Raw genomic sequence first — 16,198 nt, forward strand, 5'->3', positions numbered from 1 at the left:
GCAAGCTGCTCGACGAGTTGCAGGACACCACGGCGTCGGTGTATTTCCTGCCCGATATCTACGTCTTCGACCTGATGCAGGCGCGCTTCGACAACGTCGGCGGCATGCCGGTGATCGCCATCTGCGAAAGTCCGTTCACGGGCTTCAACAGCATGGTCAAGCGCGCCAGCGACATCGTGCTCGGCCTGCTGATCCAGATCATGCTGATGCCGCTGATGCTGCTCATCGCGCTGGCGGTCAAGCTGACCTCGCCGGGGCCGGTGATTTTCCGCCAGCGCCGCTACGGCCTGTACGGCGAGGAAATCGTGGTCTACAAATTCCGCACCATGAACGTGGTCGAGGATGGCGACCATGTGGTGCAGGCGACCAAGAACGATAGCCGGATGACGTCCATCGGCGGCTTCCTGCGCGTCACCTCGCTCGACGAGTTGCCCCAGTTCATCAACGTGCTGCAAGGGCGCATGAGCATCGTCGGGCCGCGACCCCACGCGGTGGCGCACAACGAGCAGTATCGCAAGTTGATTAAGGGCTATATGTTGCGCCATAAGGTCAAGCCCGGCATTACCGGCTGGGCCCAGGTGAACGGCCTGCGCGGCGAGACCGAGACGCTGGACAAGATGGAGGCGCGCATTTCCTACGACCTCGACTATCTGCGCAACTGGTCGCTGTGGCTCGATGTGTGGATCATCATGCGCACGATACGGGTGGTACTGGCGCGTCATAACGCTCACTAGACAAGCGATATAAAGCTAAGGTAGGGTAAGTGTGGTGGCAGGTTTTTTGCAGGCATTTTGTTTTATTACTTCATCAACATATTTATGTTATTGACAATTGCAATTGCAGAGGCCATACTGCTAGCGCCGTGAAAACCGGCTCGGTGGTGGGATGCGCCTGCATGGACGAATATATAAAAAGGATCTTATTTTGAATCAATTCGATATCGCAGCACCGGGACTGCAAGGTGGCAATGGCATGGGTAAGAACAACGGCAATGGCCGGCGCGCGACGCGCCTGGCCGGCTGGGTGTTGGTGTTGGTGGCCGCGACGGCGCTGAGCGCCTGCGGCAGCAAGGACAAGAAGCCGGGCCAGGCCCTGGCCAGCGTGAACGGCAACGACATCACCGTGTTGCAACTGAATGAAGAATTGCAGCGCGCCAACGTGCCGCAGGCCCAGCACGACGCCGCCAGCAAGCAGTTGCTCGAATCGCTGGTCGACCGCCAGCTGGCGCTCGACGAGGCCGGCAAGCAAAAGCTCGACCGCGACCCGGTCGTGGTGCAAGCCATCGAGCGCGCCAAGGCCCTCATCATCGCCCAGGCGTATATGCAAAAGCGCGTCGGCGCCACCGCGCGCCCGACCAAGGCCGAGGTCAGCGACTATTTCGACAAGCACCCTGAATTTTTCATCCACAACAAGCGCTTCGAAATGCGCGAGCTGACGCTGGCGACCAAGGATTTGACGCCCGAGCTGAGCGCCGCCATGGACGGCTTCAAGTCGCTCGACGACGTCGCCGCCTGGCTCGACGCGCACAAGGTCGTGTTCGGCCGCGCCGCGCTGGCACGGGCCAGCGCCGAGCTGCCGCCGGAAATGGCCAGCAAGCTGCAAGCCATGCCCAAGGGCCAGATCTTCATCGTGCGCGAAGGCGAACGCAGCCTCATCATGAACCTGGTCGATATCAAGGACAGTCCGGTGGCCCTGGCCACGGCCGCGCCGCAGATCGAGCAATTCCTATACAACAAAAAGACCAAGGACGCGGCGGCGGCCGAACTGGCCCGTTTGCGCGGCGCCGCCAAGATCGTGTACTACTCGCCGACGACGGGCGCGGCCACGCCGGCCGCGCCGGCCGCCGCCGCCAGCGCCGCCTCCACCAGCGTCAACGACCGCGGCGTGGCGGGATTGAAGTAACCGATGCACTGTCTTCAACAGCTTGCTGTCAATATTACTATCAATAAATAAAGGTTAGATCAATCATGAAACGATTCGTACTGTGGGCGCTGGCCACCCTGATGGCGCTGACGCTGTCGAACGCGATGGCGGCCGATGTGCAGCTGGGCGCGGGCGACGTCATCAAGGTGACCGTCTATAACAATCCCGACCTGGCGCTGGAAACCCGTATTTCCGAATCGGGTTCGATCACCTTTCCGCTGATCGGCGCCGTCAAGGTCGGCGGCATGGGCGTGTCCGAGGCCGAGAAGAAATTGAGCGGCCTGCTGCAAAGCGGCGGCTTCGTGCGCCAGGCCCAGGTCAACATCATCGTCACCGTGCAGCAGAGCCAGCAGGCTTCCGTGCTGGGCCAGGTGAACCGTCCCGGCCGCTATCCGGTGGACGGCAAGCGCAGCGTGCTGGAAGTGCTGGCCCTGGCCGGCGGCGTCAGCGCCGAGGGCGGCGACGCCCTGGTGCTGCTGCGCAAGCACGACGGCAAGACCACGCGCGAAGTCATCGACCTGCTCGACATGGTGCGCGCCGGCGACCTGCAACACGATGTCGACCTGCAGGCCGACGACGTCATCTACGTCGAACGCGCGCCGCGCTTCTACATCTATGGCGAAGTGCAACGTCCCGGCCCGGTGCGGCTGGAACGCGACATGACGATCTTGCAGGCGCTGTCGGCCGGCGGCGGCTTGACGCCGCGCGGCACCGAGCGCGGCATCCGTATCAAACGCCGCGACGCCAGCGGCAAAATCGAAATCATCAGCGCCAAGCAAGACGACGTGGTGCGCATGGACGACGTCGTCTACGTCCAGGAAAGCCTGTTTTAATCGCGCCGGCGGCGCCGCCGCTGGCGGCCCGCCGTTTGTTCCATCATTGCCGTGATATGAAAGCCCGACCATGAATTTTTCCCAGTTCCTCTTGATACTGCGCGCACGCAAGAAAGTCATTTTGCTGACGCTGTTCATCACCGTGCTGACGACGGTCGTCATCAGCCTGATTTTGCCGAAGACTTATAAAGCGACCTCGTCGGTACTGCTCAATTACAAGGGCGTCGACCCGCTGACGGGCTTGACCATGCCGGGCCAGTTGTTGCCCGGCTATATGGCGACCCAGATCGACATTATCACCAGCAAGAACGTGGCCCTGCGCGTCGTCGATTCCCTGCACCTGGCCAACAGCCCGGCCGTGATCGCCGAATTCAATGAAGCGACGGAAGGCAAGGGCACCGTGCGCGACTGGCTGGCCGGCCTGCTGCTGAAAAAGCTCGATATCGAACCGGCGCGCGAAAGCAGCGTCGTCGAAATCAGCTTCAAGGGCAGCGATCCGCAATTCGCGGCCGCCGTCGCCAACGCCTTCGCCGATGAATACCAGAAGGTCAGCATCCAGCTGCGCGTCGAACCGCTGAAAAAAGCCTCCGGCTATTTCAATGAACAGACCAAGCTGCTGCGCGACGCCGCCGAAACGGCCCAGAGCCGGCTCTCGAAATACCAGCAGGAACACGGCATCGTCAGCGTCGACAACCGCCTCGACGTCGAATCGAATCGCCTCAACGACCTGTCGACCCAGCTGGTGATGGCGCAGGGCGCCGTGGCCGAAGCCAATTCGCGTCAGCACATGGCCATCAACGGCGAGTCCGGCGAGTCCCCGGACGTCGTCGCCAATCCGCTGATCCAGAACCTGCGCGCCTCGCTCAGCGCCTCGGAATCGAAACTGGCCGAAGTGAGCCAGCGCCTCGACAAAAACCACCCGCAATACCTGAGCGCCAAGGCCGAGGTCGAGAAAATGCGCGCCGAGCTGGAGCGCCAGGTGCGCGCCACGTCGAACAGCGTGCGCAACAACGCCTCCATCCTGCAACAGCGTGAAGCGTCGGTGCGCAGCGCGCTCGAGCAGCAAAAGAACAAGGTGCTGGAACTGAACCGCACCCGCGACGAAATGGGCGCCCTGCAAAAAGACGTGGAAAGCGCCCAGCGCGCCTTCGACACCGTCTCGCAGCGCCTGTCGCAGACCTCGATCGAAGGCCAGGCCGACCAGTCCGACATTTCGGTGCTGAACCCGGCCACGCCGCCGATCGACCCGAGTTCGCCCAAGCTGGTCTTGAACACGGTGCTGTCGATCTTCCTCGGCACCCTGCTGGGCCTGGGCTTCGGCTTGCTGGCCGAGATGCTGAACCGCCGCATCCGTTCCGACACCGACCTGGCGCAGGCGCTCGGTGCGCCGGTGCTGGGCGTGATCGACTGGAACGCGTCGACGCGTCGCCAGAGCGGCTTCAAAAAGCTCTTTTCCTCTAATCGCTTACGCTTGAACTAACCGATGGACATCACCATGAACCCTTCCGCGCTTTCCACTTCCACGCCGTCGTTTCCCGCGCGCGGGGACTCCAGTATCGGCGGACTCTTGCTCGAGTCGGGGAAAATCACGCCCGAGAACGCCGAGCGCGTCTTGCGCATGCAAAAAGAACTGGGCATACGTTTCGGCGAAGCGGCGCAGCGCCTGGGCCTGATCACCGAAGCCGACATCCAGCACGTGCTGGCGCGCCAGTTCGACTATCCCTACCTGCTCAAGGGCGAGTCGCAGTATTCGCCGCTGCTGGTGGCCGCCTACGAGCCGTTCAGCCCGCAGGTCGAGATCTTGCGCGCCGTGCGCAGCCAGCTGATGCTGCGCTGGTTCGCCAGCCACAAGTCGCTGGTCGTGGCCGGCATCAATCCCGGCGACGGCGTCAGCACCTTCGTCGCCAACCTGGCCGTGGTGTTCTCCCAGCTCGGTGAAAACACCCTGCTGGTCGACGCCAACCTGCGCAATCCGTCGCAGCACACCATCTTCAACAGCCCGTCGCGCCAGGGCTTGTCGGATGCGCTGGCCGGACGCGCCGAACTGGACACGACGAGCAACAAGATCGGCGCCTTCGTGTCGCTGTCGCTGCTCAACGCCGGCACGCTGCCGCCCAACCCGCAAGAGTTGCTGAGCCGTCCATCGTTCCGCGCGATGACCGAGCAGATCGAAGCGCGCCACGACGTCGTGCTGTACGACGTGCCGCCGTTCTCGGCCGGCGCCGACGCGCTGGCCATCGCCTCGCGCGTGGGCGGCGTCCTGCTGGTGGCGCGCAAGAACGAAACGCTGGTGTCGGACATCGATGCGATGACCGAACAGTTGACCCACAGTGGCGCCAAGGTGGTCGGCGCGGTCATGGTCGATTTTTGATGAAGATCCAGGACGGCCTGAGCGGGTTGAGCGAGGCCTCTGTGGCGCGCACGTCGCCGCCATGGTGGACCCACTGGTGGCCCATCGCGGCCGGCATGGCGCTGCTGTATCTGCCGTCGCTGTACGACCTGTTCCGCGGCGCCTGGTCGACCGAGGAACAGGCCCACGGACCCATCATCCTGGCCATGTCGCTGTGGCTGCTGAGCCGCCAGTGGCAGCTCATGCTGACGCGCAGCGAAGGCCAGCCCGGTTCGCGCGCCGGCTGGCTGCTGCTGCTGGTGGGCAGCCTGTTCTACATCGTCGGACGATCGCAGCAAATCCTGTCCTTCGAAATCTTTTCCTTCCTGTGGATCAGCGCCGCCGTGCTGCTGGTCAAACGCGGCGCCGGCGCCCTCAAGACCCACTGGTTCGCCTTCTTCTTCATGCTGTTCATGATACCGCTGCCCGGCGAGCTGGTCAGCATACTGACGCTGCCGATGAAGCTGGCCGTCTCCTATGTGACGGAACAACTGCTATACGCCTTCGACTATCCCATCGCCCGCAGCGGCGTGATCTTGCAGATCGGCCAATACCAGCTGCTGGTGGCCGACGCCTGCGCCGGCCTGCAGACGCTGCTGACGCTGGAAGCGCTGGGCCTGCTGTACCTGAATGTGGTGCGCACCACGCTGGTGTTCCGCAACGTGCTGCTGGGCCTGCTGATCATTCCGATTTCCTTCACCGCCAACGTGATCCGCGTGATCGTGCTGGTACTGATTACCTATTACTTCGGCGACGCCGCCGGCCAGGGCTTCCTGCACGGCTTCGCCGGCATGGTCCTGTTCGTCAGCGCGCTGTCCCTGATCCTGGCCCTGGACACGCTGTTGCAATGGTTCGCCAAGAAACGCCAGGCCGCGGCCCTGCCCAAGGAGGCGCTATGAACCGCTCCACCGTCGCCAGCATCGTGCTGGGTTTGTCCATGGTCGTCACCAGCGCCGTCACGCAGGCGCTCAAGCCGACCCACAAGATGGCCGACCAAAAAGGCCGCTTCGACCTCGAAACCATGATCCCGCTGCGCTTTGGCGACTGGACCGAGGACAACAGCATCGTGCCGCTCAAGGTCGACCCCAGCACCCAGGCCCGCCTCAACATGATTTACAACCAGACCCTGTCGCGCACTTATATCGACAGCAAGGGCGAGCGCATCATGCTGTCGATCGCCTATGGCGGCGACCAGAGCGACAACATGGCCGTGCACCGGCCGGAGCTGTGCTACGTGGCCCAGGGTTTCAATGTGACGAGCAACAACGTCGGCGCCTTGCCGACCGCCTTCGGCACGCTGCCGGTGCGGCGGCTGGTGGCGGTGCAGGGCGCGCGCAACGAACCGATCACCTACTGGATCACGGTGGGCGACCGGGCCATCAATCCTGGCATGAGCCAGCGCTTGCAGCAGCTGCGTTACGGCTTCACCGGCAACGTGCCCGACGGCATGCTGGTGCGCGTCTCGTCCATCGACAACGAAGCGGCCGGCGCCTACCAGTTGCAGCAGCATTTTATCGCCGACATGTTGGCCGGCGTGAGCAAGGATGGCCGGGCCAGGCTGATCGGTTCGATGCCCTTATAAACGGTCGCGTACAAGTGGGCTGCGGGACGGAGGCATGCCATCCGGCCCGGTGGCGACGGGCGGCGGCGTCCGCGCGGGCAGCTCGATATTTCTGGGATGTAGCGACTAGGCATGATTAAAAATACCGGTTTTATGGCGGCCTCGACGGCGGTGCGCCTGCTCTCGTCCATGGTCTTGTTCATCGCGCTGGCGCGCTTGTACGGACCGGAGGAGTTCGGGCGTTTTTTCTATAACTTCACGCTGTCGACGCTGTTCCTGTTGCTGCTCGATTATGGCTTCGCCCCGCAGATGTTGCGCGAAATCGGCCGCGACCCGGCCGACGTCGGCCGCATCATGGGCCGGGTGCTGTACGCGCGCCTGCTGTTGTTGCTGCCGATGCTCGGGCTGAGCGCGCTGTATTTCGTGGCATGGCCGCAGCGCCTGCCCGACCTGCCCATCTTCGGCCTGCTGTTCCTGTCGGCCATACTGGCTTCCTTCGGCGAGTTCTTCCTGGTCGCCTTTCGCGGCGTCGGCAAGTTTCACGAAGAAACCAAGATCGCCACCGCCAGCTCGGTGCTGCACTTCGCTTTGCTGTGCGGCATGGCCAGCCTCGGTTGCAGCCTGTTGACGCTGGCCGCCGGTTTCGTCGTCTCGCGCCTGGTCGGCATGGTCTGGTCGTGGCGCGCGCTGCGCCGGCGCGTCGCGCCCATCGCGCTGCGCGGCCACACGCCGTCCAGCGGCCTGGCCACGCTGCGCACCAGCTTCGCCTACGCGGTCGACGCCGGCTTCGGCAGTTTTTTCCAGCAAGTCGACACCCTGATCATCAACCACTACCTGGGTCCGGCCAGCGTCGGCGTGTACCAGGCCGGCATGCGTTTTTTACAGGGCGCCATGCAGTTTTCGCCGGTGCTGGCCAACGTCTACCTGCCGGCCATCGCCGGCCAGTTGAACCAGCGCGAACAGCTCGCCAAGATCGCCGGCAAGCTCAATTTCCAGATGCTGGGCCTCGGCGTGGCCGGCTGGTGCGGCTTCGCGCTGCTGGGCGGCCCCGTGACGGCGGTGCTGTATGGCGTCAAATACCAGGCGCTCACGCCGCTGTGGCCCTATATCGGCCTGCTGATGCTGCTGCGCTACGTGGCCGCCTCGCAAGGTGTGCTGCTGACGGCCACCGGATCGCAGAGCATACGGGTGTGGGCCCAGATCGTGGCGCTGGCCGTGCTGCTGGGCAGCGCGCCGGCCCTGATCGCCCACTTCGGCCTGAGCGGCATGCTGATGTCGCTGTCGCTGACGGCCATGGCCTTGTTGCTGCTGTACACGGCGACTTTGTTGTTGAGAAACATCCCGACCGGCTTCAGCCCTGGCAGCGGCGCGCTGGCCGGCTGCGTGCTGGCGGCGGCCTTATTTTTATTGAAGACTTAAAACATGCTACTTATCGGCTTACTTTGGCACTCGACGACCTCGGATAACCTCGGCGTCGGTGCGTTGACGGAATCGCAGATCGCCATCATCCGCCAGGCGGCCGCGCGGGCCGGCGTGGCCGTGCGCTTCCGCGTGTTCGGCACCGACGGCAGCAAGAATTACTTCGCCGGCGATGGCGCCATCGAACGCGGCGTGCCGATTTCGATCAAGCGCACGCTGGCCGGCATTTCGCCGTTCCCGCGCCAGATCGGCGAGTGCGACGTCGTGTTCGACATCGGCGAAGGCGACAGCTTCACCGACATCTACGGCACCCGCCGCCTGCGCATGCTGACCTTCGGCAAGCTGGTGGCGCTGTTCCGCCGCCGCCCGCTGATCCTCAGCCCGCAAACCATAGGCCCGTTCGAGCGCCGCGGCAGCCGCCTGCTGGCCAACGCCGTGATGCGCCGTTGCAGCCGCATCTTCGCGCGCGACGGCCTGTCCTTCGACTACCTGCGCGAGAACGGCCTGAGCGCCAAGGCCGACCAGGTGGTTGACGTCGCCTTCCGCCTGCCGTTCCAGCGCCCGCCGAAAACGCCGGGCCCGCTGGCCGTCGGCATCAACGTGTCCGGCCTGCTGTTCAACGGCGGCTACACGGGCGCCAACGAGCTGGGCCTGAGCGTCGACTACCCAGCGTTGATCCACCAGTTGATCCAGACCCTGCTGGCGCGCGGCGATTGCACGGTGTGGCTGGTGCCCCACGTGCTGGCCGATTCGCTGCCGGTGGAGGACGATTACCGCGTCTCGCAGCAATTGCAGGAGCAATATCCGGCCCTGCGCCTGGCGCCGCGTTTCGGCTCGCCGGGCGAAGCCAAGTCCTTCATTTCCGGCATGGACTTTTTCACGGGCGCCCGCATGCACGCCTGCATCGCCGCCTTTTCCAGCGGCGTGCCGGTGGTGCCGCTGGCCTACAGCCGCAAGTTCAACGGCCTGTTCGCCGCGCTCGACTACGTCCACTACGGCGACTGCAAGGCCGCCGACACGCAAACCATCCACGATCTGGTGATACGCTCGCTCGACCAGCGCGACGCGCTCAAGCTGGCCGTCGACCGCGGCAATGTGATCGCGGACGCCAAGCTGGTCCGGTATGAGGATTTTGTTGAACAAACGCTGAGGACCTTAAGTGGACAAAATGGACAAGCTGCCCTTGCTTGAGCAAATCAGCGCCGACGGCCTGTGCGCCGGCTGCGGCCTGTGCGCCTCGGTCAGCGCCGGCAGCGCCCGCATGGCGCTCGACGGCGCCGGCTATCTGCGCCCGACGCTGCTGCAACCGCTCACGCGCGCGCAAGAGCGCCTGGTCGAGCAGGTCTGCCCCGGCATAGGCCTGGCCCACGCGCCCAGCGATGTCGCCTACGATGCGCTGTGGGGGCCGCTGCGCGCCGTGCGCGTCGGCCATGCCGAGGACGCCCAGTTGCGCCACGCCGGCTCCTCGGGCGGCGTGCTGTCGGCGCTGCTGGCCTATCTGCTCGAAACCGGACAAGTCGATTATGTGCTGCACATCGGCGCTTCCGACAGCGAGCCTTTGCATAATGAAATCAAATTGAGCCGCAACCGCGCCGACGTGCTGGCCGCGGCCGGTTCGCGCTACGCGCCGTCGGCGCCGCTGAGCGGCATCGACGCGCTGCTGGCACAGCCGGGCCGCTTCGCCTTCGTCGGCAAGCCCTGCGACGTGGCGGCGCTGCGCCAGTACGCGCGCCACCAGCCGCTGGTGGCCGAGAAGGTGGCCTATATGCTGTCCTTCATGTGCGCCGGCGTGCCCAGCATGGAAGGCACGTACGCCATCCTCGACCGCGTCGGCGTGGCGCGCCGGGACGTGCGCCGCTTCGCCTATCGCGGCAACGGCTGGCCCGGCATGACGCGGGTCGAAACCCACGATGGCAAGGTGAGCGAGATCGACTATGCTACGTCGTGGGGCACGATCTTGAACCGCCACTTGCAGGCGCGGTGCAAGATCTGTCCCGACGGCACCGGCGAGTTCGCCGACGTCGTCTGTGCCGACGCCTGGTACGGCAAGGACGGCTATCCCGATTTCAGCGAGCAGCAGGGCCGCAGCCTGATCCTGTCGCGCAACGATCACGGCGAGGCGCTGCTGCATGCCTGCGTGGCGGCCGGCTACCTGGCGATGCAAGCCTTGCCGGTGGCCGAGATCGCCAAAATGCAGCCTTACCAGCGCAATCGCAAGGAAATGGTCTGGTCGCGCCTGATGGCCCTGAGGGTCATGGGGCGGGCGACGCCACGGTATCGGCAACTGCGCCTGTTGCGCACTGCCAGCATGGGGGGGGTGGTGGCCAATGCCAGGAATTTCCTGGGCATGGTCAAGCGCCTGACATTAACAAGTAAAAAAACAGGTAACAACTAATGGCAAGCTATTCCTCGCACAGCAGACCACAGCGCGGCAAAATCGCGGCCTGGGCTGCGCTCATCGGCGGCCTTCTGGTCATCATCCTGTCGGCGTTCTTCGTCGGCGCCGTCACCGGCATCGACCCCTCCATCGCCGCCCGGCTGGTGGTGGTGATGCTGGTGCCGCTGTTTTTCTCGGTGATCTGGTCGGCGCCCAAGCAAAAGGGCGATCCCGGCCTGTGGCTCAACCACCTGCTGCTGTTGGCGCTGATGATCTCGATCTTCTGGCCGCCCTATGTGTTCTTCTCCTTCCACGGCTTGCCCAGCCTCGACCCCAAGCGTCTCTTGATGATGGGCATCGCCATGCTGTGGGTCTACAAGGTGATGTCGTCGTCGGTCATGGGCGCGCGCTTCTGGAGCCGGATCCGCCTGGGCGGCTGGCAACTGACGGTGCTGATGCTGTACATGGCGTGGCGGCTGATCTCGGCCGGCGCGTCGCCGTTCCCGATACCGTCGCTGGTCCAGTTCGTATGGGAAGCCATTTATTACTACCTGGCCTTCTACGTCACGCTGGCCGCCCTGCGCGACACCGGCGCCGCCCGCCGCCTCGTCATGCTGCTGGTCTACGCCGCCCTCGGCATCGTGCTGGTGTCGGTCGCCGAACATTTCGCCGGCCACAATCTGTTCGCCAAGCTGGTGCCGGCCAACGCCGACTACGCCGACATGCAGGCCGCCGTGCTGGCCGATAAATTGCGCGACGGCGGCAACCGCGTGCAAGCGACCTTCGAGCACCCGATGGTGCTGGCCGAATACGTGGTCTTCATGCTGCCCTTGGTGACCTTCGGCGCCATGACGGCGGCGCGCAAGAGCGTGCGCCTGGCTTGCTTGGTGGGCGTGCCCCTGCTGTTCGGCGTGATCCTGATGTCCGGCACGCGCTCCGCCATCCTGACCGGCGGCGCCATCATGGTGCTGTCGTCCGGCCTGTATTTCCTGCGTAACGTCCAGGACGGCAATATGTCGCTGAAGGCGTTTTTCTCCATCCTGGCCCTGATCGCGCTGGTGATGGGCACGCTGGCCTCGGCCTCGGTGGTCACCCAGCTGATCCAGGGACGCAATGGCGGCGAGCGCGGCAGCAGTACCAGCCGTTTGCTGCAAATGCGCGCCGCCGTGCCGAAGATCCAGAAAGAACCGCTGCTCGGCTATGGCGTCGGCGTCGGCAATGGTGAGCTGGGCTTCAAGTCCTCGCGCGGCCGCATGTCGGTCGACAATTACTACCTGACGCTGGCGCTCGATTCCGGCCTGCCCGGCGCCGCCCTGTACATCTTGTTCACGGCCGGTTTCTGCTGGATGGGCGTGCGCATGTACTTCACCCAGGGACCGGACGAGACGCGGATACTGGGCGGCATGCTGGGCTTGTCCATCCTCGGCGTGCTGGTGACCAAGACCGTGCTGTCGATCGACAAGAACCTGACCTTCGTCTTCGTCGGCTTCGCCATCCTGATCGTACTCAAGGAGCATATGCAGCAGTCGCGCGACGCCGTCGGCCATGCATGACAGCGCCGGCGTCTGCGTCGTTCTGCTGAACTGGAACGGCTGGCGGGATACGGTGGAATGCCTGGAGAGCGTGTTGCGCAGCGACTACCCGAATTTCCGGGTGGTGGTCTGCGACAACGCCTCCAGCGACGGCTCGCTGGAGCGCATCAAGGCCTGGGCCGACGGCACGCTGGCGGCCGGCGCCGCCACCCCGGCCTTCGACCGCCTGCGCGGCACGGCGCTGGCCAGGCCGCTGCGCTACATCGAACTGGACCGCGCCGCCGCCGAGCGGGATAGGGCGGAGACGGGCGCCGATGCCGACAGTGAAACGGCCGCGCTGACGCTGATCGCCACCGGCGCCAACCTCGGTTTCGCCGGCGGCAACAACGTCGGCCTGCGCCACGCGCTGGCCGATCCGCGCAACGAATACTTCTGGCTGCTCAACAACGACACCGTCATCGAGGCGGACGCGCTGCGCCGCCTCGTCGAACACCTGCGGGCCGACCCCGGCGCCGGCATCTGCGGCTCCACGCTGCGCCACTATTACGCACCGCAGCGGGTGCAGGCCCTGGGCGGCAGCAGCTACCGGGCGCTGCGCTGCCGCGCCATGCCGGTCGGCGCCGACCAGCCAGCCGCCGCCGCCATCGACGGCGCCGCCGTCGAACGCCAGCTGGCCTATGTGAACGGCGCTTCGATGATGTTGAGTAGGTCCTTCCTGCGCGACGTCGGGCTGATGGCCGAGGATTATTTCCTCTACTACGAGGAATTCGACTGGGCCCGCCGGGCCGCCGGCCGCTACCGCCTCGCCTATGCCCCGCTCAGCGTGGTCTACCACAAGGAGGGCGGCTCCATCGGCACCGCCGGGCGCGGCAAGATTTCCGCCGTGGCCCTGTATTATTTACAGCGCAACCGCATCAAGTTCATGCGCCGCTTTTACGCCGCGCGGCTGCCGTTGCTGTATCTGAACATGCTGCTGGAAATGGCGCGGGCGCTGCTGCGGCGCGACTTTTTTGAAATCAAGTGGTCGCTGATCGCCATGCTGGGATTGCCGCCGTCCGGTCTGAACCATCAAAAACGCGCGCCCTGATGGCGCCGCCCGTCCGTCCATGACCGCTTCCGACTCCGTTCCCGATTCCGTTCCCGACTCCGCTCCCGTTCGTTCAGCGCTGCGCATCCACGTCGTCTCTTTTTCCGGCGACAGCGGCATCACCGACTACGCCGTCTCGCTGTGCCGCGCGCTCGACGCGCTGGCCGACGTCACCTTGGTGACGGCCCGCAGCTATGATCCGGCGCGCTACCAGGTGGCGTTCCGCTGCCACCGCGTGTTCCGCCGCACGCTGCTGTATCCGCTCGACCTGCTGCGCTTCATCGCCTATACGCTGAGGGAAAAGCCCGACGTCGTGCTGTTCCAGTCCTGGCTCAAGTGGCCGCTGCTGGAAGCGCCGCTGATCGCGCTACTGCGCCTGGCCGGCATCCGCACCGCGCTCACCGTGCACGACCTGCTGCCGCACGACCCCAGGAGGTGGAGCCGGGCTTTTTGCGCCGCGTTTTACCGCCGCTTCGAGCGCCTGGTGGTGCACTCCGACCGCGCCGCCCAGGGCTTGCGCGAGATGGGCGTGACGACGGCGCCGCTGGTGGTGCCGCACGGGATCTACGACATCTTCCGCCTGGCGCCGCTGACCCGGGCCGACGCGCTGCGCCAGCTGCCGCAGCTGGACGCCGACGATTTCACCGTGCTGTTCTTCGGCCACATCGACGTGCGCAAGGGCATACTCGAATTCCTGCGCGCCAGCGCGCTGCTGCGCCACGAGCCGCGCATCAAATTCGTCGTGGCCGGCGGGCGCGGCGGCGGCATGCCGGCCGCCGTGTCCGCCGAGCTGGACCGCTACGCCGGCGCGCCCAACGTCGTCCTGCACGACACGCAGGTCCCCTTCGAGCGCGTGCAATATTATTTCACGGCGGCCCATGCCGTGGCCTTGCCCTACCTGGAGGGGACGACGAGCGGCGTCATCAAGCTGGCCATGGCCTTCGACCGTCCCATCCTCGCCACCGACATCGGCGACTTCGCCGAAACGCTGCGCGACTGGTCCGGCATCGTGCTGGCCGGCGCCGATCCGGCCGCCGCGCTGGCGCAAGCCATCGTCCAGATGCGCGACGGCTACGACAGCTATGTCGCCGAGCTCAAGGCCAACGGCGCCAAATACCAGTGGCCGCACATCGCCGCCGCCCACCTGCGCTATCTGGCGGCCTAGCGCGGCCGCCATCCGATTTTTGCCTTGAAGGAGAGAGTAGTGCTTGTTATCGCCGTTGTCGTTCCCGAGTTGTTGCCTGTGCCGCCGGTGCAGGGCGGCGCCGTCGAACACTGGGTGCAGGAAGCGTTCCAGCGCCTGAGCGGTCCGCAGACCCGGGTCACGGTGCTGTCGCGCCCGGCCGGCGAGGTGGGGGGGGCTGAGGCCGGCCACGATGGCCTAACCCATGTCGCCATCCCCTGGACCCGTACGGAAAAATTCTTCGCCCGCCTCAAGGACAGGGTGACGTGGCGCAATCCGCTGCGCTACCTGGCCAAGATCCAGAACGTCTATTCCTACGGCCGCCGCGCCGGCGCGCTGCTGCGCGCCATGGAGGTCGACATCATCAACGTCCAGAACGAACCGAATCTGCTGTTCTTCATCGACAAGCGGCCCGGCCAGAAGCTGGTGCTGCACATGCATAACGACCACCTGTCGATGGCGCTGCTGCGCCCGTTCTACCGGCGCGCGCTGGCCAGGACCGACCAGGTCATCTGCGTCAGCGACTATATCCGCCGCCGCGCGCTGCGCCTGTTCCCCGAATACGCCGACAAGTTCACCGTGCTGTTGAACGCGACCGAGCCCGCCATCTTCAAGCCCTACGGCGAGGAGGCGGCCGCGCGGCTGCGGCCGGTGCTGCCCTTCGACCCGGCGCTGCGCTACCTGCTCTACGTCGGCCGCCTGGCCGGGATCAAGGGCGTGCACGTGCTGATCGACGCCTTCAAGACGCTGCACCGCGACCATCCCGCGACCCGGCTGGTGATCGCCGGCTCCTCCTTCTTCCAGGGCGCGGCCACCACGCCGTATATGCGCGAGCTGGTGGCGCTGGCGGCGCCGGTCAAGGACGCCATCATCTTCACCGGCTTTTTGCCGCACGAGCAACTCAAATACCTGTACGCGGCGGCCGACATCATCGTCGTGCCGTCGGTGTGGCAAGACCCCTGTCCGCTGGTGGTGCTGGAGGCGATGGCCTCGGGCACCTGCCTGGTCAGCACCGCCGTCGGCGGCGTGCCCGAGCTGGTGCGCGACGGCGAAACCGGCGTGCTGGTGGCGCCCGACGACGCCGCCGCCATCGTCGCGGCCGTGACGGCGCTGCTGGCCGCGCCCGAGCGCATGCGCCGCATCGAACAGCAGGCGCGCGCCCGCGTCATCGCCGCCTTCAGCTGGGAGCGCCTGGTGGGCGAGCTGCGCCTGCTGCTGGGGGGCGCGCCATGATCGCCATCGTCTATCCGCAGTTTTACGGCGTCGGCGGGATCGCCCGCTACCTCGATTCCTTCCTCGCCAATTTGCCGCCCGACCATCCGGGCGTGATTCTCGTCACCGGCGACGAACTGCGCGACCAGCGCAGCTATCGCGGCGTGGAAATCGTCCACATCGCGTTTACCTCGAACCGTTTTAGCCTGATCGAGTGGAGTCTGAAAGTGCGCAAGCTGCTGCGAACCTGGTACGCGCAGGGACGCATCAGCGCCGTCAACTTCCACTTTCCGCCGCTGATCCCCGGTCTGCTGCTGCCGCGCGAAGTCCCGGTGCTGCTGACGGCCCACACCACCTATCTCGGCATGTCCGGCCGCTATTACGAGCAGCCGCTGTTCCAGGGCCAGTGGAGCGCGCTGTCGCTGTGGATCAAGTTCCGCATGGAACACTTCATCTTCCGCCGCGTGCGCAGCGTCATCACCCTGTCCGAGCAGGGCAGGCAGGAAGTGCTGCGCTACGGCTACCGCGGACCCATGGCCATCATCCCCAACGGCGTCGACATCGACCGCTTCGTGCCCGACGCCATGGTCGACAAGGATATCGACGTGCTGTTTTGCGGCCGCATCGAACGCCGCAAGGGCAGCCGCCCGATGGTCGAGCTGTGCCGGCGCCTGATCGCGCT

General features: G+C 65.4%; 15 protein-coding genes. All 15 read left to right on the forward strand.

Going from position 1 to position 16,198, the window contains the following annotated elements; all coding sequences use genetic code 11:
* Positions 1-734, forward strand: a 734-nt coding sequence (locus Q0S71_RS11525; RefSeq protein ID WP_295995257.1) for an undecaprenyl-phosphate glucose phosphotransferase, incomplete at its 5' end; no start/stop codon positions are given.
* A 190-nt stretch (positions 735-924) separates the two neighbouring features.
* Positions 925-1,902, forward strand: coding sequence for an EpsD family peptidyl-prolyl cis-trans isomerase (locus tag Q0S71_RS11530; RefSeq protein ID WP_295995260.1), 978 nt, complete (start codon positions 925-927; stop codon positions 1,900-1,902).
* A gap of 65 nt (positions 1,903-1,967) precedes the next feature.
* Positions 1,968-2,756 carry a polysaccharide export protein EpsE gene (epsE, locus tag Q0S71_RS11535; RefSeq protein ID WP_295995263.1) on the forward strand — a complete coding sequence of 263 codons (789 nt, stop codon included), beginning with the start codon at positions 1,968-1,970 and terminating at the stop codon, positions 2,754-2,756.
* A 70-nt stretch (positions 2,757-2,826) separates the two neighbouring features.
* On the forward strand, positions 2,827-4,236 hold the full coding sequence (epsF, locus tag Q0S71_RS11540; RefSeq protein WP_295995266.1) for a chain length determinant protein EpsF: 1,410 nt from the start codon (positions 2,827-2,829) through the stop codon (positions 4,234-4,236).
* Between the two features lie 15 nt (positions 4,237-4,251).
* Positions 4,252-5,127: a chain length determinant protein tyrosine kinase EpsG gene (gene epsG / locus Q0S71_RS11545; RefSeq protein WP_295995269.1), complete on the forward strand. Its 876-nt coding sequence runs from the start codon at positions 4,252-4,254 to the stop codon at positions 5,125-5,127.
* Positions 5,127-6,044, forward strand: a complete 918-nt coding sequence (gene xrtB, locus Q0S71_RS11550; RefSeq protein WP_295995271.1) for an exosortase B — start codon at positions 5,127-5,129, stop codon at positions 6,042-6,044. Before epsG ends, xrtB begins: the two co-directional genes overlap by 1 nt.
* Complete coding sequence (gene epsI / locus Q0S71_RS11555) at positions 6,041-6,727, forward strand: exosortase-associated protein EpsI, B-type (protein ID WP_295995274.1); 687 nt, start codon at positions 6,041-6,043, stop codon at positions 6,725-6,727. The genes xrtB and epsI overlap by 4 nt, the downstream gene beginning before the upstream one ends.
* Positions 6,728-6,838: 111 nt before the next feature.
* On the forward strand, positions 6,839-8,125 hold the full coding sequence (locus Q0S71_RS11560) for a lipopolysaccharide biosynthesis protein (RefSeq protein WP_295995279.1): 1,287 nt from the start codon (positions 6,839-6,841) through the stop codon (positions 8,123-8,125).
* A gap of 3 nt (positions 8,126-8,128) precedes the next feature.
* A complete protein-coding gene (locus Q0S71_RS11565; protein ID WP_295995282.1) occupies positions 8,129-9,316 on the forward strand; it encodes a polysaccharide pyruvyl transferase family protein in 1,188 nt (395 codons plus the stop codon).
* Positions 9,294-10,520 (forward strand): Coenzyme F420 hydrogenase/dehydrogenase, beta subunit C-terminal domain, encoded by a 1,227-nt coding sequence (locus Q0S71_RS11570; protein WP_295995300.1) that lies wholly within the window; start codon positions 9,294-9,296, stop codon positions 10,518-10,520. Before Q0S71_RS11565 ends, Q0S71_RS11570 begins: the two co-directional genes overlap by 23 nt.
* Complete coding sequence (locus Q0S71_RS11575) at positions 10,520-12,055, forward strand: O-antigen ligase (RefSeq protein ID WP_295995286.1); 1,536 nt, start codon at positions 10,520-10,522, stop codon at positions 12,053-12,055. The genes Q0S71_RS11570 and Q0S71_RS11575 overlap by 1 nt, the downstream gene beginning before the upstream one ends.
* Positions 12,048-13,121: a glycosyltransferase family 2 protein gene (locus Q0S71_RS11580; RefSeq protein ID WP_295995289.1), complete on the forward strand. Its 1,074-nt coding sequence runs from the start codon at positions 12,048-12,050 to the stop codon at positions 13,119-13,121. Before Q0S71_RS11575 ends, Q0S71_RS11580 begins: the two co-directional genes overlap by 8 nt.
* Positions 13,122-13,140: 19 nt before the next feature.
* Positions 13,141-14,286, forward strand: coding sequence for a glycosyltransferase family 4 protein (locus Q0S71_RS11585; RefSeq protein ID WP_295995292.1), 1,146 nt, complete (start codon positions 13,141-13,143; stop codon positions 14,284-14,286).
* Between the two features lie 39 nt (positions 14,287-14,325).
* Positions 14,326-15,537, forward strand: coding sequence for a glycosyltransferase family 4 protein (locus Q0S71_RS11590; protein WP_295995295.1), 1,212 nt, complete (start codon positions 14,326-14,328; stop codon positions 15,535-15,537).
* The coding region (locus Q0S71_RS11595; RefSeq protein WP_295995298.1) for a glycosyltransferase at positions 15,534-16,198 on the forward strand (665 nt) is incomplete at its 3' end. The genes Q0S71_RS11590 and Q0S71_RS11595, both read left to right, overlap by 4 nt.

This window comes from Rugamonas sp., assembly GCF_025354735.1.
In the GTDB taxonomy this organism is placed as follows: Bacteria; Pseudomonadota; Gammaproteobacteria; order Burkholderiales; family Burkholderiaceae_D; genus Rugamonas.